This is a genomic window from Streptomyces sp. NPDC001832, from assembly GCF_040297265.1.
Classification (GTDB): domain Bacteria; phylum Actinomycetota; class Actinomycetes; order Streptomycetales; family Streptomycetaceae; genus Streptomyces.
In genome coordinates this window covers 126,246-148,754 of record NZ_JBEOYU010000005.1, presented here as the reverse complement: position 1 = coordinate 148,754, position 22,509 = coordinate 126,246, and the positions used below count along the sequence as shown (strand labels likewise).

General features: G+C 69.5%; 21 protein-coding genes and 1 pseudogene. 15 read left to right on the top strand and 7 right to left on the bottom strand.

What is annotated here, in order from left to right:
* Window positions 1-88 precede the first annotated feature (88 nt).
* Window positions 89-898, bottom strand: a complete 810-nt coding sequence (locus ABT115_RS06675; RefSeq protein WP_351784755.1) for an Fpg/Nei family DNA glycosylase — start codon at window positions 896-898, stop codon at window positions 89-91.
* A gap of 100 nt (window positions 899-998) precedes the next feature.
* Complete coding sequence (locus tag ABT115_RS06670; protein ID WP_351784753.1) at window positions 999-1,487, bottom strand: ribose-5-phosphate isomerase; 489 nt, start codon at window positions 1,485-1,487, stop codon at window positions 999-1,001.
* A gap of 269 nt (window positions 1,488-1,756) precedes the next feature.
* Here ABT115_RS06670 and ABT115_RS06665 point away from each other — a divergent pair, with 269 nt between their 5' ends.
* On the top strand, window positions 1,757-3,229 hold the full coding sequence (locus ABT115_RS06665; RefSeq protein ID WP_351784751.1) for an amino acid permease: 1,473 nt from the start codon (window positions 1,757-1,759) through the stop codon (window positions 3,227-3,229).
* Between the two features lie 103 nt (window positions 3,230-3,332).
* On the opposite strand, the gene ABT115_RS06660 is transcribed toward ABT115_RS06665, so the two are convergent.
* Window positions 3,333-3,929, bottom strand: coding sequence for a biotin transporter BioY (locus tag ABT115_RS06660; protein ID WP_351784749.1), 597 nt, complete (start codon window positions 3,927-3,929; stop codon window positions 3,333-3,335).
* A gap of 419 nt (window positions 3,930-4,348) precedes the next feature.
* On the opposite strand from ABT115_RS06660, the gene ABT115_RS06655 reads away from it, so the two are divergent.
* Window positions 4,349-5,791, top strand: coding sequence for an amino acid permease (locus ABT115_RS06655; protein ID WP_351784747.1), 1,443 nt, complete (start codon window positions 4,349-4,351; stop codon window positions 5,789-5,791).
* Here ABT115_RS06655 and ABT115_RS06650 read toward each other — a convergent pair.
* Window positions 5,757-6,392, bottom strand: a complete 636-nt coding sequence (locus ABT115_RS06650; protein WP_351784745.1) for a histidine phosphatase family protein — start codon at window positions 6,390-6,392, stop codon at window positions 5,757-5,759. The two genes, ABT115_RS06655 and ABT115_RS06650, sit on opposite strands and share 35 nt — an antisense overlap.
* Window positions 6,389-7,810, bottom strand: coding sequence for an FGGY-family carbohydrate kinase (locus ABT115_RS06645; RefSeq protein ID WP_351784743.1), 1,422 nt, complete (start codon window positions 7,808-7,810; stop codon window positions 6,389-6,391). The genes ABT115_RS06650 and ABT115_RS06645 overlap by 4 nt, the downstream gene beginning before the upstream one ends.
* A gap of 166 nt (window positions 7,811-7,976) precedes the next feature.
* Here ABT115_RS06645 and ABT115_RS06640 point away from each other — a divergent pair, with 166 nt between their 5' ends.
* The 9 genes from ABT115_RS06640 to ABT115_RS06600 all read left to right on the top strand — a co-directional run bounded on the left by ABT115_RS06640 (window position 7,977) and on the right by ABT115_RS06600 (window position 17,450).
* Window positions 7,977-9,404, top strand: a complete 1,428-nt coding sequence (locus ABT115_RS06640; RefSeq protein WP_351784741.1) for an ABC transporter substrate-binding protein — start codon at window positions 7,977-7,979, stop codon at window positions 9,402-9,404.
* A gap of 3 nt (window positions 9,405-9,407) precedes the next feature.
* Entirely contained in the window at window positions 9,408-10,379 is a 972-nt protein-coding gene (locus ABT115_RS06635; RefSeq protein WP_351784739.1) for a carbohydrate ABC transporter permease, read from the top strand.
* Window positions 10,376-11,206 carry a carbohydrate ABC transporter permease gene (locus ABT115_RS06630; RefSeq protein WP_351784737.1) on the top strand — a complete coding sequence of 277 codons (831 nt, stop codon included), beginning with the start codon at window positions 10,376-10,378 and terminating at the stop codon, window positions 11,204-11,206. Before ABT115_RS06635 ends, ABT115_RS06630 begins: the two co-directional genes overlap by 4 nt.
* The gene (locus ABT115_RS06625) at window positions 11,203-12,345 is read left to right on the top strand and encodes an ABC transporter ATP-binding protein (RefSeq protein ID WP_351784735.1); all 1,143 of its coding nucleotides are present in this window, start codon (window positions 11,203-11,205) and stop codon (window positions 12,343-12,345) included. Before ABT115_RS06630 ends, ABT115_RS06625 begins: the two co-directional genes overlap by 4 nt.
* Window positions 12,342-13,160 carry a DeoR/GlpR family DNA-binding transcription regulator gene (locus ABT115_RS06620; protein WP_351784733.1) on the top strand — a complete coding sequence of 273 codons (819 nt, stop codon included), beginning with the start codon at window positions 12,342-12,344 and terminating at the stop codon, window positions 13,158-13,160. The genes ABT115_RS06625 and ABT115_RS06620 overlap by 4 nt, the downstream gene beginning before the upstream one ends.
* Entirely contained in the window at window positions 13,157-14,233 is a 1,077-nt protein-coding gene (locus ABT115_RS06615) for an ABC transporter ATP-binding protein (RefSeq protein WP_351784731.1), read from the top strand. The genes ABT115_RS06620 and ABT115_RS06615 overlap by 4 nt, the downstream gene beginning before the upstream one ends.
* Before the next feature lie 26 nt (window positions 14,234-14,259).
* Window positions 14,260-15,276, top strand: a complete 1,017-nt coding sequence (locus ABT115_RS06610) for a 2-hydroxyacid dehydrogenase (protein ID WP_502969040.1) — start codon at window positions 14,260-14,262, stop codon at window positions 15,274-15,276.
* A gap of 14 nt (window positions 15,277-15,290) precedes the next feature.
* On the top strand, window positions 15,291-16,694 hold the full coding sequence (locus ABT115_RS06605; RefSeq protein WP_351784729.1) for an FGGY family carbohydrate kinase: 1,404 nt from the start codon (window positions 15,291-15,293) through the stop codon (window positions 16,692-16,694).
* A gap of 114 nt (window positions 16,695-16,808) precedes the next feature.
* The gene (locus ABT115_RS06600; RefSeq protein WP_351784727.1) at window positions 16,809-17,450 is read left to right on the top strand and encodes a superoxide dismutase; all 642 of its coding nucleotides are present in this window, start codon (window positions 16,809-16,811) and stop codon (window positions 17,448-17,450) included.
* A 122-nt stretch (window positions 17,451-17,572) separates the two neighbouring features.
* On the opposite strand, the gene ABT115_RS06595 is transcribed toward ABT115_RS06600, so the two are convergent.
* Both ABT115_RS06595 and fabV read right to left on the bottom strand, forming a co-directional pair.
* Window positions 17,573-18,442 carry an alpha/beta fold hydrolase gene (locus ABT115_RS06595; RefSeq protein ID WP_351784725.1) on the bottom strand — a complete coding sequence of 290 codons (870 nt, stop codon included), beginning with the start codon at window positions 18,440-18,442 and terminating at the stop codon, window positions 17,573-17,575.
* Window positions 18,443-18,511: 69 nt separating this feature from the next.
* A pseudogene (fabV, locus tag ABT115_RS06590) lies at window positions 18,512-19,722 on the bottom strand (enoyl-[acyl-carrier-protein] reductase FabV).
* A gap of 350 nt (window positions 19,723-20,072) precedes the next feature.
* On the opposite strand from fabV, the gene ABT115_RS06585 reads away from it, so the two are divergent.
* From ABT115_RS06585 to ABT115_RS06570, 4 genes are all read left to right on the top strand, one after another.
* Window positions 20,073-20,219: a hypothetical protein gene (locus ABT115_RS06585; RefSeq protein WP_351784723.1), complete on the top strand. Its 147-nt coding sequence runs from the start codon at window positions 20,073-20,075 to the stop codon at window positions 20,217-20,219.
* A 56-nt stretch (window positions 20,220-20,275) separates the two neighbouring features.
* Window positions 20,276-20,926: a CatB-related O-acetyltransferase gene (locus ABT115_RS06580; RefSeq protein WP_351784721.1), complete on the top strand. Its 651-nt coding sequence runs from the start codon at window positions 20,276-20,278 to the stop codon at window positions 20,924-20,926.
* Entirely contained in the window at window positions 20,923-21,762 is an 840-nt protein-coding gene (locus tag ABT115_RS06575) for an MOSC domain-containing protein (RefSeq protein WP_351784719.1), read from the top strand. Before ABT115_RS06580 ends, ABT115_RS06575 begins: the two co-directional genes overlap by 4 nt.
* Before the next feature lie 505 nt (window positions 21,763-22,267).
* Window positions 22,268-22,509, top strand: a 242-nt coding sequence (locus ABT115_RS06570) for a tectonin domain-containing protein (protein ID WP_351784717.1), incomplete at its 3' end; no start/stop codon positions are given.

Sequence of the window (22,509 nt, the reverse complement as noted above, 5' to 3'; positions counted from 1 at the left end):
CGGTGCGTGCGTGCGCGCCGGACGCCCCCGGTGGGACGGGACTTTCGGAACACGCCCGCGCCAAACGCGGTTGCAGTGCTAAGCGGTGCTAAGCGCGCTGGCAGCCAGGGCACCAGAAGAGGTTCCGGGCGGCGAGATCGGCGGTGCGGATCTCGCCGCCACAGATGTGGCAGGCCTGCCGGGCCCTGCGGTATACGTACACCTCGCCGCCGTGGTCGTCGACGCGCGGCGGGCGCCCCATCGCCTCCGGCATGTGCTCGGGGCGGACCGTGTCGATCCGGTTGTTCCGCACGCCCTCGCGCATCAGTGTCGCCAGGTCGGCCCAGATCACGTCCCACTCCGCACGCGTGAGGTCCCTGCCCAGGCGGTACGGGTCGATCCCGTGCCGGAACAGCACCTCCGCGCGGTAGACGTTGCCGACCCCCGCTATGACCTTCTGGTCCATCAGCAGGGCCGCGACGGTGATGCGGCTGCGGGAGATCCGTAGCCAGGCCCGCTCGCCGTCCTCGTCGGTCCGCAACGGGTCCGGGCCGAGGCGGTCGTGTATCGCACGCTTCTCGGGGTCGGTGATCAGCGCGCACGTGGTGGGGCCGCGCAGATCCGCGTGGTGGTGGTCGTTCACCAGGCGCAGCCGGACCGTGTCGGTGGGCGGCGGGGCCGGGGCCGTACCGAAGCCGAGCTTGCCGAAGAGGCCCAGGTGGATGTGGACCCAGCCGACGTCCTCGAAACCGAGGAAGAGGTGTTTGCCGTGGGCGTCGACGCCGGTGAACGTGCGGCCGTCGAGCAGTGCGGCGCTGTCGGAGAACTTGCCCTGCGGGCTGCTCACCCGCACCGGCCGCCCGGCGAACCTGTCCCGGTGGTCCGCCGCGAGGCGGTGGATCGTGTGTCCCTCGGGCACGACGGCGACTCTCCTCGGTGACGTGGGAACGCGGGGACGTGATGGCACGCGGAAATGACTGTGCCGCCGGAAGCACCGGCGGCACAGGAGCGGAGGCCGGTCAGCCCTGCTGCGGGTGGTGAGCCGGAATCGGGGGGAGCTCGCCGGTCGCCTCGTACGCCGTCAGCATCTCGATGCGGCGGGTGTGACGTTCCTCACCCGAGTACGGGGTGGCGAGGAAGATCTCGACGAATTTGGTGGACTCCTCCACCGAGTGCATCCGGCCACCGATGGCGACCACATTGGCGTTGTTGTGCTCGCGGCCCAGTGCGGCGGTCTGCTCGCTCCAGGCGAGTGCGGCGCGCACGCCCTTGACCTTGTTGGCGGCGATCTGCTCGCCGTTGCCGGAGCCGCCGATCACGATGCCGAGGCTGTCCGGGTCCGCGGCCGTCTTCTCGGCGGCACGCAGACAGAACGGCGGGTAGTCGTCCTGTGCGTCGTAGATGTGGGGGCCGCAGTCGACGGCCTCGTGGCCCTGGGTCGTGAGCCACTCGACGAGGTGGTTCTTGAGTTCATAGCCGGCATGGTCCGAGCCGAGGTACACGCGCATGTTCCGAGTGTGGCACGAGTCTCGCTGGGTACACGCCACCGGGGCCTGGACCCCCCGGCCGGGGCCTCCCGGATCGGCCGCAACAGCGGCGGAACGTGCGTGTGAGTTTCCTGTGCGGTCCCTGTGTGTGAAATGCCACTCGGGCAACGATTCGGGACGAGGGGTTCCGCTTATGTGGTTTTGTGAGTTTCAATGCATAGCTCGCTTTTGCACCAATGTGCGGTGGCCGGGCAAGCACCGAGTGATTCGAGAACGTAAGGATTCGATCCATGACGTCGCAGACGACTCTGACCGGGCCGGGCCAGCAGCCCGGCAAGCCGGACCGGTCGAACAGACCGGACGAACCGGGCTCCTCCGGCGGTCTCCAGGCTGGTCTCAAGAGCCGCCATCTCTCGATGATCGCCATCGGCGGCGTCATCGGCGCGGGCCTCTTCGTGGGCTCCGGCGCCGGCATAGCCGCCGCGGGGCCGGCGATCCTCGTGTCGTACGCCCTGGTCGGCCTGATGGTCGTCTTCGTGATGCGGATGCTCGGCGAGATGGCCGCGGCCCGCCCCAGCTCGGGCTCCTTCTCCGCCTACGCCGACCAGGCGCTGGGCCGCTGGGCCGGCTTCTCGATCGGCTGGCTGTACTGGTTCTTCTGGGTCGTGGTGCTCGCCGTCGAAGCCACGGCGGGTGCCAAGATCTTGGAGAGCTGGGTGCCCGGTGTCCCGCAGTGGGGGTGGGCGCTGATCGTGATGGTCGTACTGACCGCGACGAACCTGATCTCGGTCGGTTCGTACGGCGAGTTCGAGTTCTGGTTCGCCGGGATCAAGGTCGTGGCGATCGGTGCGTTCGTGGTCGTCGGACTGCTCGCCGCCTTCGGGCTGCTGCCCGGCTCGGACAACCCCGGCACGGGGCTTGCCCATCTCACCGACACCGGCGGGTTCTTCCCCAACGGGGTCGGTGCCGTCCTGACCGGTGTGCTGATGGTCGTCTTCTCCTTCATGGGCAGCGAGATCGTCACCCTCGCCGCCGGTGAGTCGGAGAACCCGCAGCGCGCCGTCCAGAAGGCCACCAACAGCGTGATCTGGCGGATCGCCTTCTTCTACCTGGGCTCGGTCTTCGTCGTGCTCACCCTGCTGCCGTGGAACGACCCCGCGATCGTGGAGGACGGCGCCTATGTGGCGGCGCTCAACTCCATCGGCATCCCGCACGCCGGTCAGGTGATGGACGTCATCGTGCTGACGGCTGTGCTGTCCTGCCTCAACTCCGGCCTCTACACCGCCTCGCGGATGGCCTTCTCGCTCGGCACCCGCGGGGACGCGCCGAAGGCGTTCGCCCGGACGAACAAGCGGGGCGTGCCGCAGGCGGCCATCCTGGCCTCCGTCGTCTTCGGCTTCGTCGCCGTGTTCTTCAACTACCGGTGGCCCGACACCGTCTTCCAGTTCCTGCTCAACTCCTCCGGTGCGGTCGCCCTCTTCGTCTGGCTGGTCATCTGCTTCAGCCAGCTGCGGATGCGGGGCATCATCCTGCGCGAGTCGCCGGAGAAGCTGGTCGTACGGATGTGGCTCTTCCCGTACCTCACCTGGGCGACCATCGCGGCGATCTCGTTCGTCCTCGTCTACATGCTCACCGACGACAGCGGACGCGAGCAGGTGCTGCTCTCGCTGCTGGTCGCGGCCATGGTGGTGGCGATCGCGCTGCTGCGTGAGGTCCGCGACCGCAAGAACCGCACCGCTGTGGAAACGCCCAGCGACACCTGACGGCCGATGCCGGGTCCACCGGGAGGGCTCCTCCCACAGAAGAGGCTCGCCGGTCTGGTGTCGCATTACGACCCGGCGAGCCTCTTCGAGGGGAACTACGGCATCAGCCGCGACGGCCGACGAGCTTCCAGGCCGCGGGCAGCGCGCCCATGGCCAGCGCCGCCTTCAGCGCGTCACCGAGGAGGAACGGCACCAGGCCGACCGCGATCGCGGCGCTCGCCGACATGCCGGTGGACAGCGCCAGGTACGGGACGCCGACCGCGTAGATGATCGCGGAGCCGAGCACCATCGTGCCCGCAGTGCGCAGCACGGAGCGGTCGCCGCCGCGGCGGGCAAGGCCGCCGACCACGGTGGCGGCGAGCATCATGCCGAGGACGTAGCCGAACGAGGCGCCGCCTGCGCCGGAGCTGCCGCCCGCGAACCACGGCATGCCTGCCATGCCGATGAGCGCGTACACGGCGAGGGAGAGGAAGCCGCGGCGCGCACCGAGCGTGGTGCCGACAAGGAGCGCGGCGAACGTCTGGCCGGTGACCGGGACCGGGGAGCCGGGTACCGGGACGGCGATCTGGGCCGCGATGCCGGTGAGCGCGGCGCCCCCGAGGACCAGGGCCGTGTCGACGGCGTAACGGTGCCTGGCGGCGGGCAGCAGGTCGGCGAGGACCGCTCCGGAACGGACAGGGGCGGCGGCAGCAGTGCTCATCGGGACTCCGCGTGGGTGAGGGCAGGTGGGGACAGACTGAGGCTGACGTTAGCCCAAGGGTTAACGCCCGATCACCATCAGTGGCCCACAAAGGCGTGATTGAGGCATTGGTGGGGTTCACACAAAAGAGCTGACGCAATCATGTAACGGCGTGATGCTCGTCACTGGTGCAGGGGCGGATCGGCTCATACTTTTGCCGGGAGAGGCTATATGGAGAGACTGTAGGTTCTCGCTAAAACCACCCAGGACCCGCCCAGGGGTCCGGCCGTCGATCGCACCGGCCCTCGCCCCGTGCCCGGGTGTGCACCTTGTGTGAGCATCGCGCCCGTATGGCGGACAGCGGTTCCCTGTGAGCGGAGTGCGTGCTCAGACTGTGCGCGCACGCCCCCCACGTCTCACCTACCGAACAGAGCTTGTCCATGTCTCGGACTTTCGCGTCTCCCCCCACCGGCTCCACGGTCGCCGTCTCCGACACCAAGGCCGATTCGGCCCTCACGCACGGGCTCAAGCAGCGCCATCTTTCGATGATCGCCCTCGGCGGTGTCATCGGCGCCGGGCTCTTCGTCGGCTCGGGCACGGGTATCGCCGCCGCGGGCCCGTCGATCATCATCGCGTACGCCGTCTCCGGGCTGCTGGTCATGCTCGTGATGCGGATGCTCGGCGAGATGTCGGCCGCGAACCCGGCCTCCGGTTCCTTCTCCGTCCATGCGGAGCGGGCGATCGGGCCGTGGGCGGGGTTCACCGTGGGCTGGGCGTTCTGGGTTCTGCTCTGTGTCGCCGTCGGCCTGGAGGGCATCGGAGCCGCGCAGATCGTCACCGGCTGGCTGCCAGGTACGCCGGAGTGGGCATGGGTCGCGCTGTTCATGGTGGTCTTCCTGGGCACGAACCTGGCCTCGGTGAAGAAGTTCGGCGAGTTCGAGTTCTGGTTCGCCGCCCTCAAGGTCGTGGCGATCACGCTCTTCCTGGCGCTGGGTGTGCTGGCGATCCTCGGTCTGCTGCCCGGTACGGACGCCCCCGGCACCGCCAACCTCCGCGGCGAGGGCGGCTTCATGCCGAACGGCGCCGAGGGCCTGGTGATCGGGCTGCTCGCCTCCGTCTTCGCGTACGGCGGTCTGGAGACCGTCACCATCGCCGCGGCAGAGTCCGAGAACCCGGTGCAGGGTGTGGCGAAGGCCGTGCGGACGGCGATGTGGCGGATCGCGCTCTTCTACGTCGGTTCGATGGCGGTCATTGTCACGCTGGTCCCGTGGGACGACCCGAAGGTCGTGGAGGTCGGCCCGTTCTACGCGGCCCTGGACCACCTCGGCATCAACGGCGCCGCAGAGATCATGAACGTGGTCGTCCTGGTCGCCCTGCTCTCCGCGATGAACGCCAACATCTACGGCTCCTCGCGCATGGCCTGTTCGCTGGTCGCCCGCGGCCAGGGCCCGAAGCGGCTCGGAAGGATCTCCTCGGGTGTCCCGCGCACGGCCGTCCTGGTCTCGTCCGTATTCGGCTTCCTGTGCGTGCTGCTCAGCTACTGGCGTCCCGACGACGTCTTCACCTGGCTGCTCAACATGACCGGCGCGGTGATCCTCGTCGTCTGGATCTTCATCGCCCTCTCCCAGCTGATCCTGCGCAACCGGCTGGAGCGCGAGGCCCCGGAGAAACTCGTCGTACGGATGTGGCTCTTCCCGGTCCTGACGGTGTTGGCGCTCCTGGCGATGCTCGGCATCTTCATCCTGATGCTGCGCCAGCCCGAGACCCGTGACCAGCTGGTGGCGACCGGCGCCCTGACCGTCGTACTTGCGGTCATCGGTGTCGTACGGCAGCGGCGGTCCGTGGCCGTCAAGGGCCGACGTCCGGTGCGCACGGCACATTGAGGGAGAACAGCGCACCGCCCTCCTCCCCGATCCGCACCTCGCTCACCGCCCCGTTCCGCAGCTGCGGGAAGACCCGGCGGTAGGCGCCCAGCGGAATCGACAGCAGTTCGCAGAGCACGAGCCGCAGTAGGGTGTTGTGCGCGACGACGAGGACCCGCTGCCCCGGGTGCCCGTCCGCGATCCGGCGCAGCGCCATCGTCCCCCGGGCCGCCGCCGACCGCGGGTCCTCGGCCCCGGGGAAGGGGTGGATCACCGGGTCGGCACGGTACTCCCGGGCCCGCTCCGGGTGTTGGGCCGCGAACTCCGCCAGGGTGCGCCCCTCCGCCTCACCGAAATCGCATTCGCGCAGGTCGTGCGCGCGGCGGGGGACGAGACCGAGGGCCCGGCACGCGGGCTCTGCCGTCTCGATCGCGCGCGTGGCCGTCGACGTCCAGATCGCGTCGACCGGGTGCCGGACCGCCCACTCGCCCAACTGCGCGGCCTGGCGGTGTCCTTCGTCGGTGAGGGCGATGTCGCTGACCCCGGCGTAGCGGTTCTCCGCGTGCCAGACGGTCTGACCGTGGCGGGCGAGCAACAGGACAGCGCTCGGACGGGCAGTCATGTCTTCTCCGTTCGGTTACGGGCGTGGGCGGCGACCGGGCCGGGGAGCCAGCCGCGTCGTTCCAGTTCGTCCACCAGCATGAGGTACGGCTCGGTGTACCACGCGGTACGCACCGGGTTCGGGCGCAGCACGTGCCGCAGCCGCACCATCCCGCTCGCCGCCTCTTGCAGCGTGGTCGTGGCCCGCGCCCCGTATGCCGCGAGCACGGCCATGCCGAGCGCGGGTTCGCTGTACTGCGGGATGTACACGGGCCGGCCCAGGATGTCGGCGCGCAGCCGGCTCCAGTAGCCGCTGCGGACCGCGCCGCCGGTGAAGGTGAGCCGGCCGTACAGCTGGGCGCCGAGCAGGTCGAGGTAGTCGAGGCAGAGCCGTTCGATCAGGCCCACCCCGGTCAGCAGGGCGACCCAGTACTCCGCGTCGGTGGCGGGCTCGCCGAGCAGGAAGCCGGTGGCCTCCGGCGCGACGAAGGGGAAGCGTTCGCCCGTCCCGGCGAGGGAGTATGCCACCACGCGCGCCGGCTCGTGCTCGCGGGCCAGGGCGTCCAGACAGGCTGGGTCCGCGCCCGGGAAGGCGGCGGTCAGTGCCCCGCCGCCGACCCCGGAGGCCCCGCCGGGCAGCCAACGGCCGTCCGGGGCACGATGGTTGTAGACCACCCCGGCCCGGTCCGCGACCGGCGAGGAGGTGACCCCCTTGAGGACCAGCGTCGTACCGAGCACCGAATTCCAGGAGCCCACCGTAAGCGCACCGGAGGCGATCTGCGCCGCGCACCCGTCCGTCATCCCGGCCACCAGGAGCGTGCCCGCCGGAATCCCGGTCTCCGCCGCTGCCGCCCGCCCCACCTCACCGATCTGCCGGCCCGGCCGCACCACGTCCGGGAACAGCCCGTCGGGCAGGCCCAATTCGCCGAACCTCCGGTGCGGCCAGGCGTCCCGGTCCAGGTCGTAGCCGGTCTTCAGGGCGTGGCTGGAGTCGGTGGGCAGGGGGGTTCCGGCGAGCCGCGCCAGAATCAGATCGGCCTGATGCATGACGCGTACGGCCTCGCCCGCGCCTCCCCCGTACTCCCGCAGCAGCCACAGCACCTTGGGCAGCGCCCAGCTCGGCGGGGTCCGGGCCCTGGCCGCCTCGGTGACGGCGCGCCCGTCGTCGTACATCAGCCCCGGAGTCAGCGGCCATCCCTCCCGGTCGCTGAGCAGAACGGTGCCGGAGGTGGCGCAGACGGCGAGCGCACGCGGTGCGGGGCAGTCGCGCAGTGCCTGGCGGCTGGCCGCGCACACGGCTGTCCACCAGTCGAGGGGCCGCTGCTCATGCCGTACACCGTTGCGTCTGCCCGCGAGCGGGGCCAAGCCGCTGCCGAGGATCTCGCCGCGGTCTCCTGCCACCACCGCACGGACGCTCTGCGTGCCGAGATCGATACCCATCCACATATCGGCCCCCTCTGTGAACTTCTCACTCTGCACCGAGAATTTCCGTTGCGCGAGGGATTGACGGCCAACTTCCGCTGTTCCAAGCTCTGTTAACCAGTCGACTCAACGTGTGAACGGGCCCCGCCCCAACCCATCTCCGGCCGGACCGTGGAGGTCACGGATGGACATGCACGCGCACGACCGGCGACGGTTCCTCGCCATCGGCGCGGCGGCTGCCGCCTCCGCCGGCCCGCTGCTCACCGCCTGCGGCGCGGGCTTCGGCGGCGACAACGGCAGCGGCAACGGCTCCGCGGCCGACGACGTCACGGGTTCCTTCGACTGGAAACGGGCCAAGGGCAGAACAGTCAAGGCACTGCTCAACAAACATCCGTACACCGATGCCCTGATCGCCGATCTGAAGGCGTTCACCGAGAAGACCGGCATCAAGGTCGAGTACGACGTCTTCCCCGAGGACAACTACTTCGACAAGCTCACCGTCGACCTCTCCAGCGGACGCGCCTCCTACGACGTGTTCATGCTCGGCGCCTACATGGTGTGGCAGTACGGTCCGCCGGGCTGGCTGGAGGACCTCGGCCCATGGATGCGCAACTCCTCGGCGACCGGGGCCGAATGGGACCAGGCGGACTTCTTCCCCAACCTTCTCCAGGCGGACCAGTGGTCGCTGGAGGCGGGCGCGCCGCTCGGGCAGGGCGGTCAGTACGCGCTGCCGTGGGGCTGGGAGACCAATGTCGTCGCGTACAACACCGAGGTGTTCAAGAAGCTCGGCCTGAGGCCCGCCGAGACCTTCGACGAGCTGCGCGAGGTGGCCGGGGCCATCACCCGCCGGGCGCCGGGTGCGGGCCTCGACGGGATGTACGGGGTCGCGGTGCGCGGCTCGCGCAGCTGGGCGACGATCCACCCGGGCTTCATGACGATGTACGCGCGGGGCGGACTGAAGGACTTCACCGTCGAGGACGGCCGGGTGAAGCCCGCGATGAACTCCCCGGAGGCGATCGCGTTCACCCGGGACTGGGCGGAGATGGTCAAGAAGGGCGGGCCGCCGTCCTGGACCTCGTACACCTGGTACCAGTGCTCCAGCGACCTCGGCGCGCAGAAGGCGGGGATGCTCTTCGACGCGGACACCGCCGCCTATTTCCAAGCAGTGAAGGGGGCCTCCCCCGCCTCCGGGAAGATCGCCTTCCACCCCGGCCCCAAGGGCCGGGGCGGCTCGCTCGCCACGAACATGTGGATCTGGTCGCTCGGCATGAACGCCAGGAGCCGCAACAAGTCCGCGGCCTGGCTGTTCCTCCAGTGGGCGACCGGCAAGGAGCATCTGCGCAAGGGTGCGATCGAGTACAACCACATCGACCCGGTGCGCAAATCGGTCAGCCAGGACCCCGCGTACAAGGACAAGATGCGGGCCATTCCCGGCTTCATCGAGACGTTCGAGACGGTCGTCGACCAGACGAAGATCCAGTTCACCCCGCAGGAGCAGTTCTTCGACGCGACGACCAGCTGGGCCGCCGCGCTCCAGGAGATCTACGGCGGGAAGAACGCCTCATCCGTACTGAACTCCCTGGCCGGCGATCTGGCGTCGAAGGTCGGCTGACCGATGTCCGGACGCATGGCCGCCGTGCCGGAGGCCGACCACGATGCGCTCTCCGGCACGGCGGCCGGAAACCGGGCGGCGCGGGCGGTACCGGCATGGCGCCGCTCGCTGCGGCCCTATCTGCTGATCGTGCCCGCGCTGCTGCTGACCGGCGGCATCCTCTACCCGTTCGGACTCGGCCTCTACTACACGGTGTTCGACTTCGCGGCGAGCAAACCGCAACCGGACCTGGTGGGCGTCGGGAACTACCGGCGGATCTTCACCCAGTCCTCGTTCTGGGACTCGGCGCGGGTGACGGTGCTCTACGCGGTCGGCGCGGCAGCCGTCGAAACGGTGCTCGGGGTGGCAGTGGCCCTGCTGCTGCACCGGGCAAGCTTCGTCGGACGGGTGCTGGAGAAGATCCTGATCCTGCCGCTGATGATCGCGCCGGTGATCGCCGCGATCATGTGGAAGCTGATGCTCCAGCCGTCGGTCGGCGTTATCAACCATCTCGTGGAGCCGTTCGGCCTCGGCGGTGTGCAGTGGACGGACACCCCGGCCGGCGCCCTGCTGTCGTCGATCGCCGTGGACGTGTGGGTCTACACCCCGTTCGTCGCGATCCTCGCGCTGGCCGGTCTGCGCTCGCTGCCCGCCTCGCCGTTCGAGGCGGCGGCGGTCGACGGGGCGGGCTGGTGGTTCACCTTCCGGCGCCTGACCCTGCCGATGCTGTGGCCGTACGTCCTGGTCGCCGTGATCTTCCGGTTCATGGACTCGCTGAAGGTCTTCGACATTATCTACGCGCTGACCGAGGGCGGCCCCGGCGACTCGACGATGGTGCTCCAGATCCGGGCCTATCTGGAGGCGATCCGCTTCCAGCGCTACTCGTTCGGGATCAGCTACATGGTGGTGCTGTGGGCCGTGGTCTACCTGGTCACGATGGTGCTGGTGCGCTATCTCGGCCGGATCCAGAACCGGGCGGCGGAGGTTCCGGGATGAAGCGCAGGGTGCTCGCCGTCGCCGCCGACCTGTCGCTGATCCTCTATTTCGTCTTCGCGCTGTTCCCGGTCGCCTGGATGGTGATCCTGTCGCTGAAGCCGACGAACGAGCTGTTCAGTACGTACTTCTCGTTCACCCCGACCTTCGACTCCTACCGCACGGTCCTCGGCGCCGGGGACGACCAGGGCGTGCCATTCGTGCGGTTCTTCGTGAACAGCCTGGTCGTGTCGGTGGGCGCGGTCGCGCTGTCGCTGGTGATCGGGCTGCCCGCCGCGTACGCCGCCGCGCGGTGGCGGTTCCGCGGCTCGGAGAACCTGATGTTCACCCTGCTCTCGTTCCGCTTCGCACCCGAACTCACCGTCATCATCCCGCTGTTCGTGCTTTACCAGAAGCTCGGACTCTTCGATACGTATGTCGGCATGGTGTGGGTGCTGCAGCTGGTGACCCTCCCGCTGATCGTCTGGATCATGCGGTCGTACTTCTCGGACCTCTCCCCCGAGCTGGAGCAGGCGGCGCTGCTGGACGGCTACACCCGTAAGCAGGCGTTCTTCAAGGTCGCGCTGCCGCTGGTGAAGCCGGGGATCGCGGCGGTCTCGCTGCTGGCGTTCATCTTCGCGTGGAACAACTTCGTCTTCCCGCTGATCCTCACCTCGTCGAACGCGCAGACGGTGACGGTCGGCGCGCTGTCCTTCCTCGGCGGCGACCGGCCCAAGTACAACCTGACGGCCGCGGCGGCTCTGGTCTCGGTGGTCCCGCCGCTGCTGCTGGCGCTCACCATCCAGCGATATCTGGTGCGCGGTCTGTCATTCGGGGCGGTGAAGTCGTGACCGGCCCGGCAGCCATCGCGCTGCGCCGCGTGCACAAGAGGTACGGGAAGAACACCGCGCTCGACGGCCTGGACCTGGAGGTGGCCGAGGGCGAGTTCTTCTGTCTGCTCGGTCCGTCAGGCGCAGGGAAGACGACCACGCTCAAGACGATCGCGGGCCTGGAGGAGCCGAACTCCGGTGCGGTCGAACTGGGCGGGTTGGACATGGCGGGCGTGGAGCCGTACGACCGGGGCGTGGCCATGTGCTTCGAGTCGTACGCCCTGTATCCGCACCGCACCGCGTACGACAATCTCGCGTCCCCGCTCCGCTCGCCGCGCCACCGCCTCCCCGCGCACGAGGCCCGCGAGCGGATCGGGGAAGTCGCCGGACTCCTCGGTATCGGCGACCTGCTGGACCGTCCCGTGGGCCGGCTCTCCAACGGTCAGCGCCAGCGGGTGGCGCTCGGCCGAGTACTGGTGCGGCCGGCCCGGGCGTTCCTCCTCGACGAGCCGCTGTCGCATCTCGACGCGAAGCTGCGGCAGGCGATGCGCGCGGAACTGAAGGCGATCGGCTCAATCCGGCGCACGACCACGCTGTACGTCACCCACGACTCGGTGGAGGCGCTGGCGCTCGGCGACCGGATCGGGGTGATCAAGGACGGCCGCATGGTGCAGACCGGCAACCGCGAGGAGCTGTGGCACCGCCCGTACGACACCTTCGTCGCCCGGTCCTTCGGCAGACCCCGGATCAATCTGCTGCCGGGCACGGTGACGGCCGAGGGACACTTCCGGTCGCCGGACGGCGCGTACGAGCTGCCGCTGACGGTGCCCGCACCGCCGGGCACCGCGGTCCAACTGGGCGTACGGCCGAGGGACATCGGGCTCCGGGGGCCCGGCAATGGCTCAGGTGTGGAGCCCGCCGGCACCCGCAGGGGCCCGGCCCTGGAACTGACCGGCACCGTTCACGTCACCGAGCTGCTGGGCCGGGCCACCGAAGTCACGGTCAGGATCGGCGGACAGCAGCTGTCCCTGGTCGTCCCGCGCGCCGACGCGGCGGGCCTGAGCCCCGACCATCCGGTCCGGCTCTCCGTACCGCCTGAGAGTCTGCTGCTGTTCCAGGCCGACCGGCCGGCCCGTCCAGGACGAAGGATCAGCACGTGAGCAACGTTCCGCAGCGGGGCCCCGCCCCGCGCCAGGCATCCATAGCCGAGTACGTCCTCGCACAGGGCGAGGTGAGCGCCGCCGAGCTGACGGAGCGTTTCGACGTCAGCCTGATGACCATCCACCGGGATCTGGACGAGCTGGAACGACAGGGCATCGTCCGCAAGTTCCGCGGCGGTGTCACCGCCCAGCCGTCCGGCGTCTTCGAGTCGAACGTCTCCTACCGGCTGAAGACGATGCGCGCCGAGAAGGCCGCCGTCGCCGAACGGGCCCTGCAGCTCGTCGAACCGGGCATGGCGGTGATGCTCGACGATTCGACGTCCACGCTGGAGATCGCGCGCAGGCTGCGCTCCATCACTCCGCTGACTGTCGTCACCAACTTCCTCGAGGCGATCAACCTGCTGTCGCAGGAACGCGGCATCCATCTGATGGGCCTCGGCGGCGACTTCGACCCGCTGCACTCCTCCTTTCTCGGCGTCTCGTGCGTGGAGGCGGTGCAGTCGCTCCAGGTCGACATCTGCTTCACCTCCACCTCCGCCGTGTCCGGCGGTTACGCCTACCACCAGGAACAGCACATTGTTTCCGTGAAGCGGGCGATGCTCGACTCGGCGAGCCGCAATGTGCTGCTGCTCGACCACTCCAAGCTGGGCCGGGTCGCCCTGCACCGGCTCGCCCCGCTCTCCCGCTTCGATCTGCTGCTGGTCGACGACGGGGCATCCGGCCGGGCACTGCGCGAACTCGACGAGCACAAGGTGCCCTACGAGGTCTGCGGCACCGGCCGAGAACCCGGAGCGGGAGGCGGCGATGACGGATGACTGAACTGACCCTGCGCGCACTGCGCAAGACCTACACCGGACGCGGCCGGGCCGCCGTCGAAGCTGTCCGCTCCATCGACATCGAGCTGCGCTCCGGCGAGCTGCTGGGGCTGCTCGGCCCGTCCGGCTGCGGCAAGTCCACAACGCTGCGGATGATCGCCGGACTGGAGTCGGTCACCGGCGGCGACATCCTCATCGACGGCTCGTCGGTGGTGCCGCTGCCGGCCCAACAACGCAATGTCGGCGTGGCGTTCGAGAACTACGCCCTGTATCCGCCGCTGACCGTCGCGGAGAATCTCGGCTTCGGACTCTTGGCCCGGCGCCGGTACGGGCGGGCCGAGATCCGCCGCCGGGTCGCCGACATGGCCGAACGCATCGGGATCACAGACCTCCTGGGCGCCCGGCCTGCCGGACTCTCCAGCGGCCAGAAGCAGCGGGTCGCCCTGGCCCGCGCCCTGATCCGCAACCCTGACGTACTGCTGCTCGACGAACCGCTCTCCCATCTCGACGCAACCCAACGGGACACCACTCGGCGCGAGTTGAAACGCATCCAGCGGGACAGCGGCCACACCACCATCCTCGTCACGCACGACCAGGAGGAAGCGCTGTCGCTCGCCGACCGGATCGCGGTGATGCGGGACGGCGAGATCCAGCAGCTCGGCACGCCCGAGGAGATCTACGACGCCCCGGTGAATCTGTTCGTCGCCGACTTCGTCGGGGAGCCGGCGATGAATCTGCTGCCGGGGACGGCCGACGGGGCGGGCGGGGTACGCCTCTCGGACTCCGTGCGCATCCCCGTACCGCACCGGATCGGGGCGGGGCGCGCGGTGGTGCTCGGCATCCGCCCGGAGGACGTCCGCCTGGACGACACGGGTGTACGTGCCCGGGTCGCCGCCCATGAACCCCTGCTGGAATCCGGCATCGCCACGCTCTCGCTCGACGGGGTGACGAAGCCGCTGGTCGTCGCGACCGGTCCGGAGGCACAGCTCGACCGGGACGACCGGGTACGCATCACCGCCGACCCCCGGCACATCCATGTCTTCGACGCCCGGACAGGAGACGCTCTGCGATGACCCGCCCCATGACGGTCCGCCCCGCGATGAGGATTCTGGTCGCCGGTGACCATTTCGTCCGCAACTCCCTGATCACCGAGGCCCTGCGCCACGCGCTCGATCCTCTCGGCCCGGAGCCGCATCTCACCGAACTCACCCTCCCCTGGCCCCTGGAACCCTTCGGCAAGGTCGCCGAAGTCGACGAGGCGAGCGATGCCGAGGACGCACTGATCCGCGCCCTGGACGGGGTCGAGGTGTGCGTGACGCAGATGGGCCCGTTCACGGAACGGGTCCTGGCCGCCGCACCCGATCTGCGGCTGGTCGTGGTCTGCCGGGGCGGCCCGGTCAATGTGAACGCGGCCGCGGCACGGGCCCAAGGCGTGCGGGTGTGCTTCGCGCCCGGACGCAATGCGGCGGCGACCGCCGAGTTCACCGTGGGGCTGATGCTCTGCGCCCTGCGCCGCATCCCCGAGGCCCACGACTCCCTCGCCGCCGACGGCCGCTGGGACGCCTCCCACTACACGTACGAGAACTGCGGCCTGGAGCTGGAGGACACCCCCGTCGGCCTGATCGGTTACGGCGCGGTGGGCAGCCGGGTGGCCCGGGTCCTCTCCGCGTTCGGCGCCAAGGTCGAGGTGTACGACCCGTATGTGCGCGGCAACGTCCACGGCATGCGCGCCACCTCGCTGGAAGCGCTCCTGGGCCGCGCCCGCGTCCTCACCCTGCACGCCAGGCTCACCCCGGAGACCCGGCATCTCATCGGCGCCCGCGAACTGGCCCTGCTGCCGCGCGGCGCGGTCCTCGTGAACGCGGCCCGCGGCGGGCTGCTGGACACGGACGCGCTGTGCGACGCCCTGGACTCGGGGCAGTTGCGGTCCGCCGCACTCGACACGTACGAGCAGGAGCCGCCCCCGCCCACGTCCCGGCTCTTGCGCACCCCACATCTGCTGATGACCCCGCATGTGGCGGGCGCCAGCCGGTCCGTCGCGCAGAAGGCCGCCCGGATCGCGGCGGCCGAGGTGGCGCGCTATGTGCGGGGCGAACCGCTCGCCCACGCCCTGTGAGGGGAGCCGGACCCATGACGAGGTACATCGGCATCGATGTCGGCACATCCATGGTGAAGGCCGCGGCCTTCGACCCGAAGGGGCGTGCGCTGGCCGTCGAATCCCGTCCGGTGGGGCTCACGATCCGCGGCGGTTTCGTGGAGCAGGACATGGACGAGGTGTACGGGGCGGTCTGCGACGTCCTGGCCGCGCTGGGCTCCGACGGGGTCGCCTTCGCCGGTCTCACCGGTCAGGGCGACGGCGTCTGGCTGGTCGACGCGGCGGGCCACCCGGTCCGTACGGCGATCTCCTGGATGGACGGACGGGCCCATGAACTGGTCGACGCCTGGATGGCGTCCGGCATCTTCGGAGCTGTCTACCGGCGCACCGGCAGCGCGATGTTCCCGGGCTGCCCGGGCCCGGTACTGGCCTGGCTCGACCGTCACGACCCGGCCTCGCTCGACGCGGCGACGACCGCCCTGTACTGCAAGGACATGGTGTTCCAGCGGCTGACGGGCATCCGGGCCACGGATGTCTCCGATGCGTCGATGCCGTTCCTGGACCCGGTGACCCGCACGTACTCCTCCGATGTCGTGGCCGCGCTCGGCCTCGGCCACCGGGCCTCGCTCCTCGCCCCGGTCAGCGACCCTGTCGCCACCGCCGAACTCCCTTCCGGGGTACGGATATCCAACGGCCCGTACGATCTTCCGGCCTCCGCTCTCGGAGCGGGCGTCACCCGTCCCGGTGACGGTCTGCTGATCGTCGGCACTTGTCTGGCCGCGCTGGTGGCCACGCAGAAACTCGATCTGAACGGCGAACCGGCAGGTCTGCACATCTCCACCGACCGCCCGGGGCACTGGCTGCGCGCCATGCCCGCGATGGTCGGCACCGCGGCCCTCGACTGGATCCTGACCACCACCGGAGTACGCCACACGGAGGTCGACGCGCTTCTCGCCGCCACCCCGCCCGGCGCGAGGGGTGTCCGCGTACTCCCCTACTTCGCCCCGTCCGGCGAACGCGCCCCGTTCGTCGAGCCCGGCCTGCGCGCCGAGCTGACCGGGGTGTCCCTGGAATCCACCCCGGCGGACCTGATCCGCGCCGTCTGCGAGGGCATCGGCTTCGCCGCCCGCCACTGCCTGGAGGCCGCGGGCCTCACCGGCACCCTCGCCCTGTGCGGCGGCGGCACCCGGTCGCCCGCCTGGATGCGGCTGTTCGCCGATGTGCTGGGCCGACCGGTCCGGATCGTGGAGGGCGAGGTCGGCGCGCGGGGCGCGGTACTCGCGGCGGCGCAGCGGTTCGGTGTGGAGCTGGACACGGCCGCCTGGACGGCTCCGGCGACGGTGGTCGCTCCGGATCCGGAGCGGGCGGCGTTCTATGCGAAGGCGTACGAGGACCACCTGGGCCGGCTCGCCTCGGCCCGTACGCGCGCCGGCGCGTGACACGTTCCCGGTCCTAAGCCAAAGGGCTGATCACCATCGATCCCTCCTGCTGTTAGCCTGCTCTTGCATACAGATTGCAATAACAAAAGCACGGCAGCTGGAGGGTTCGACCACATGGCCACGTACACGCTCCCGGAACTCCCGTACGACTACGCGGCGCTCGAACCGGTCATCAATCCGCAGATCATCGAGCTCCACCACGACAAGCACCACGCCGCCTATGTGAAGGGCGCGAACGACACCCTGGAGCAGCTGGAGGAGGCGCGCGACAAGGGGGCCTGGGGAGCGATCAACGGGCTCCAGAAGAGCCTCGCGTTCCACCTGTCCGGCCACATCCTGCACTCGATCTACTGGCACAACATGACCGGTGACGGCGGCGGCGAGCCCCTCGCGGCGGATGGTGTCGGTGACCTCGCGGACGCGATCACGGAGTCGTTCGGCTCGTTCGCCGGCTTCAAGTCACAGCTGACGAAGGCCGCGGCCACCACGCAGGGCTCCGGCTGGGGCGTCCTCGCGTACGAGCCGGTCAGCGGCAAGCTGATCGTCGAGCAGGTCTACGACCACCAGGGCAATATCGGCCAGGGCTCCGTCCCGATCCTGGTCTTCGACGCCTGGGAGCACGCCTTCTACCTCCAGTACAAGAACCAGAAGGTCGACTTCATCGAGGCCATGTGGGCCGTCGTCAACTGGCAGGACGTGGCGAAGCGTTACGCGGCCGCCAAGCAGCGCGCCGACGTGCTGCTGCTCGCTCCCTGACCGGGAGGCGTACGAGCGTCCTGCCTCGTGATCGTCTTCTCAACCTTCACCGGGCAGGCGGCTGAAGGGAGGGCCCTCGCCTGGACGTGACAGGCGGGGGCCCTTCTGCCACGTCCGACGACTCAGGGGGTTGTGTCGCGGCCCAGCAGGGTGCTCAGGATCTGCTCGGCATGCGTCCAGAGCACTGCCCCGCCCGCGTCCGGCACCAGGTGCCGGACAGCACCCGGGATACGAGAGGTCAGCCCGACACCCAGGTCGGGCGAGTGACCGGTGTCCTTCTCCCCGTACCAGAGGTCGACGGGTACGGCGATGTCCGACAGCCCGATCCCCCAGCGCCCCATGGCCAGGACAGTGTCCCGGGCGTAGCCGGCCGCTCCCTGCGCGAAGGCCTCGTCGAGGGCGTGCCGGTATGCGGCGGCGAAGGCGGGCTGCCGGTACACGGCGAGGTCGCACTCCGGGCTGCCGGACATGACCATCTCCCACATCCCCTGCGGGGTGAACCCGGCGAAGACCTGCTCGGCGGCGGCCGGATCGGCCACGGCCAGGGCGACCAGGCGCCGCAACTCCTCCGGAAGCGCGTCGGCGAAGCACGGCTCGGCGACCTCGTCCGCACCGGAGACCACCGCGAGCGCCCCGACCACTCCGGCAGCGGCACACGCGAGGGCGAACGGCGCCCCCTGCGAGTTGCCCACCATCAGCGGCCGGCCCAGGTCACGCAGGGCGGCGAACGCGCGGATGTCGTCGACAAAGTCCCCGAAGGTGCGACCAGGCAGGGGAGAGGAGGCGCCCAGTCCCGGACGGTCGAGCGAGATCAGCCGCACCCCGAGACCGTCCACCACGTCACCGCCGAACCCGAGGTGCCTGCTGGTGGCCGCCCCCGGCGACAGCAGCACCGGCACACCGTCCACCGGCCCCCACTCGGCCCAGCCCAGCCGCCTCCCTCCCGGCAGCTGTTCCGTACCGATACGAACCGGATCAATCACATATGTCATGCGTCTGATCATGACCGGACTCGCTGCCCCCGTCGAAGGAATTTCCGCCGACGCCCGGACCGAACCGCTTCAGGGGGCGGCGGTGTCCGGCCAGGGGATGTCGGTCTCGACCGGCGCGGCATAGTCGATGCCGGGCACGGCGAACCCGTACAGACGCTGCACTTCGGCGCGGAACCAGTCGAGGTCGGCGAGTTCGGTGATGTTCTCGGTGGTGGCGGCGTTCCACCGCTCGGTGACGGCTGCCTGGACGGTGGGGGCGAGTTCCCAGGTGTCCAGGCGCACACGCCCTTCGTCGTCGAGGTCGAGCGGGCGGACACCGGTCAGCTGGTCCCAAAGGTCGGTGAGCTGCCCGATCGGCGGGATCACGGCGTTGCCGAGGACGCCGCGGAGCAGCCCGACATACAGGGCGATGCCGGGAATCGCAGTCGAGGACTGGGTGACGGCAGCCGCGTTGACAGAGGTGACCGCGCGCCCGTCGACCAGCTTCCCGAGCCGCTCATCGAGGGTGCGGGCGGTCTGCTCGAGGTGGGACTTGGCGGCACCGATGGTGCCCTGCCGGTAGATAGCGGCCGTCAGGGCGGAGCCGATGTAGGAGAGGGCGGCGGTGGTGAATCCATCGGCGAGCAGTCCGCGGTCGGCGAGGTGGTCGATCCACCGTTCCCAGTCAGCCCCGCCCATGACGGCGACGGTCTGCTCGATGTCGTCGCCGTCGGCCGGCTGCGTCTCGGCCTCCCGCACCTCGCCGGTGCCCCGGTCGTCGAAGACGAGGGTCTTGGTGCTGTGTGCCTCACCGATGGGCTTGAGGACGGACGCATAGGTGGTCCCGGTGTCGGGGTCGGTGCGGCGCGGGGCGGCCACCGAGTAGATCAGATAGTCCAGACGGCCGCCGAAGCGCTCCTCCAGCACATCCGCGACCTGGTCTTCATCTCGTCGGAAAACGCGTCTCCGTTGAGGAACACCATGTCGTGACCGTGCAGGCGGGCGAGTTCGGCGGTCGCGGCCGTGCGGTACCAACCAGCCGTGCCCGTGCGGCGTCCGGGGGCCTTCTCGAAGCAGACCCCGATCCCGCGGATCCCGGCACGGGCCAGACCGGCGATCGTCGCGGCCAGCCCGTACCCGGCGGAGGAGCCGATGACCAGCGCCACGGGTGCCCGGTCGGGCACGCGGGAAGGAGCGGGGACGGCCTGCCACATGTCCTCCACCAGGCGCTCGCAGCCGGCCGGGTGGGAGTCGAGGAAGAGGAAGCCGCGGTTCTTGGGGGCGATGACACGTTCGCTCATGGGCTCGGGCCTTTCGGGTCGTCACAGGCGAAGAGTGGGCGACGCGAGGGCGTGCACCGCACCCCACAAGTCTGCGACCGTACGAACACCGCTGGTCCGCTCGCCAGGCACAACAATGCTCAACCGCTCTTGGAGGCTTTCCACCACTCGGCCGTGCGGCTCCGCCGACGCCCGGCTTGCCCGAGCTTCACACTCCAGACAACTCGCGCGGCCTTCGCCACGTCCCCACCCGCGGCCCAGAGCAGCTGCAGTGCGTCCCGTAACCTGTTCCCCCCGGGCAACCAAGTCGCGACAGAACGCGTCTTCAAGATCGAAGTGAGCCACGGGGACGGACACGAGGGGAACAGGACATGGAAGAGGCTGCGGGTTCTGCGGTCGTGCGAGTCCTGAAGGGCGTGGGCTGGCTCGTGTTCAACGTGGTCGGCACAGTGGGCGACATGCTCGCCATCCACATCCCGTGGAACAAGCGGAACGGACGCTCCTCCACCGACGGATAGCACCGTCGCCGAAAGACACACCGCCCTCGTGCGAGGTGAATGCGATGATGGGCGCCATGAGTTCCGTTCCCGCCGACCCCACAGTGCTCTATCCGATGCCGGGTCAGCCCCGGGTCGTCCAGCTGAAGCCCCTGGTGAAGTCCGAACTGATCGAGGTCGGCGACTACTCGTACTACGACGACCCGGACGACGCGACCGCGTTCGAGACCCGCAACGTGCTGTACCACTACGGCCCGGAGAAGCTCGTCATCGGGAAGTTCTGCGCGCTGGGAACGGGGGTGCGGTTCATCATGAACGGCGCCAACCACCGGATGGGCGGCCCCTCCACCTTCCCGTTCCCCACCATGGGCGGCTCCTGGGCCGAGCACTTCGATCTGCTGACCGGACTGCCGGGCCGGGGCGACACGGTCGTCGGTAACGACGTCTGGTTCGGCTACAACTCCATGGTGATGCCAGGCGTACGGATCGGGCACGGCGCGATCATCGGCGCCGGCGCGGTCGTCACCGGTGACGTACCCGACTACGGCATCGTCGGCGGCAATCCGGCCAGGCTGATCCGTACCCGGTACGACGACGAGACCATTGCCCGGCTCCTCGCCATCGCCTGGTGGGACTGGCCCAGCGAGCACCTCACCCGACACATCCGCACCGTCATGTCCGGGAGCGTCGACGACCTCGAAGCGGCTGCCCCGGCGGGGACATCGTGACGATCACTGTTCGAGAACTCACCTACTACCCGGTCAAGGGCTGCGCCGGGATCACGGTCGAGTCCGCGCAGCTCCTCGGGACCGGCCTCGAACACGACCGGACGTTCATGGTGGTGAACGCGGCAGACGGCGCCTTCCGCAGCCAGCGCACGCATCCTTCGATGGCCGCGATCAGGGTCGAAGTCCTGGACGTCGGCGCGACGTTGACCCTGACCACCACAGGCTTCGAGTCACTCCGCCTCGACGTCGACCGGGACGGCCCACGCCGCGAGGTCAGCATGTTCGACCGCCCGCTCGGCGTGGCCGCCGACCAGGGGGACGAGGTCGCGGAGTGGTTCTCCGACGCACTCGGCGCGAAGTCCCGCCTGGTACGGGTGGCTCCCGGCTTCGACCGGGACGGCTGGGGCGACACCCCGGGCAAGCTCAACTTCGCCGACGCACACGCGGCGCTGGTCGCCTCGACGGCCTCCCTGGACGACCTCAACGCCCGTATCACCGCCCAGGGCGACGCCGCACCGGTGCCGATGGACCGCTTCCGCGCCAACATCGTCCTGACCGGCAACGACGAGCCGCACTTCGAGGACCGGGTGCGCCGGATGACCATCGGCTCCGTCGAACTCGCCCACTCGGTACGGGCGACGCGGTGCGCCGTCCCCATGGTCGACCAGACCACCGGCCACCGCGCGGGCCCGGAACCGATCCGGACCCTGTCGACGTACCGGCGCGAACCGGAGTACGGCAACAAGGTCAGCTTCGGCGCGAAGAACGCGGTGGTGTGCGAGGGCGTGGTGAGCGTCGGGGACGTGGTCGAGGTCGCGGAGTGGATCGGCGCGTAAGGCCCCGGACGCCAACGTACCGCGTGATGGCCGGGCTGCCGGGCATGGACATCGTGATCCCGCTTCGAACCGCTCGACGCGATCGGGCCCGGAGGAGATCCTCGCTTACGTGCTCGGTGCCACCGTCCGCTTCGTGACAGCTGAACCCGGCCTGTTCCAGGACATGTTGGGCTCCATGCCGGTGCACGTCCCGACACCGGCTCGGTGGCCAGGCCCCGGCCGAAGTCCTCGAACACGGGCTCGCGCCCTGGGCTGAGTTGTTTCGCTCGGATCATCCGGCGGACCGAAGTCCGGGCGCCGCTCCTGTTCCCTTGTGGGTTACAGCGGATTCGGCCTCCTTGCGGTGAGGCGAGTGAGCCACCCGCCCCAGCAGGCAGAGGAGCGAAGAAAGCCAAACGGCGATTTTTGGTTTATCTCTGTAGTCAATCGACATATCAGTCCGTTTGGGTGGCTTCTCGGAACAGCAAACTTCCCCTCGCAAGCTTCGAGGTAAGGGGACAGGAAAATGGCTGACTGGAAGAACGTCTCCGGTGGTCTCACTTCGATCTCGGTCGGGTCCAGGACTCATGTCTGGGGTGTGAACTCCCTGGGCCAGATGTACCGGTACACGGGCCACGACTCAAACCCGTGGGTAGGCATCCCCGGCAAGGCCGTCGACATCGGCGTGGCAGCCGACGGCACCGTATGGCACGTCAACGAAGCAGGCGGAATCTACCGGTACACCGGAGACCAGGGCTCCACAGACTG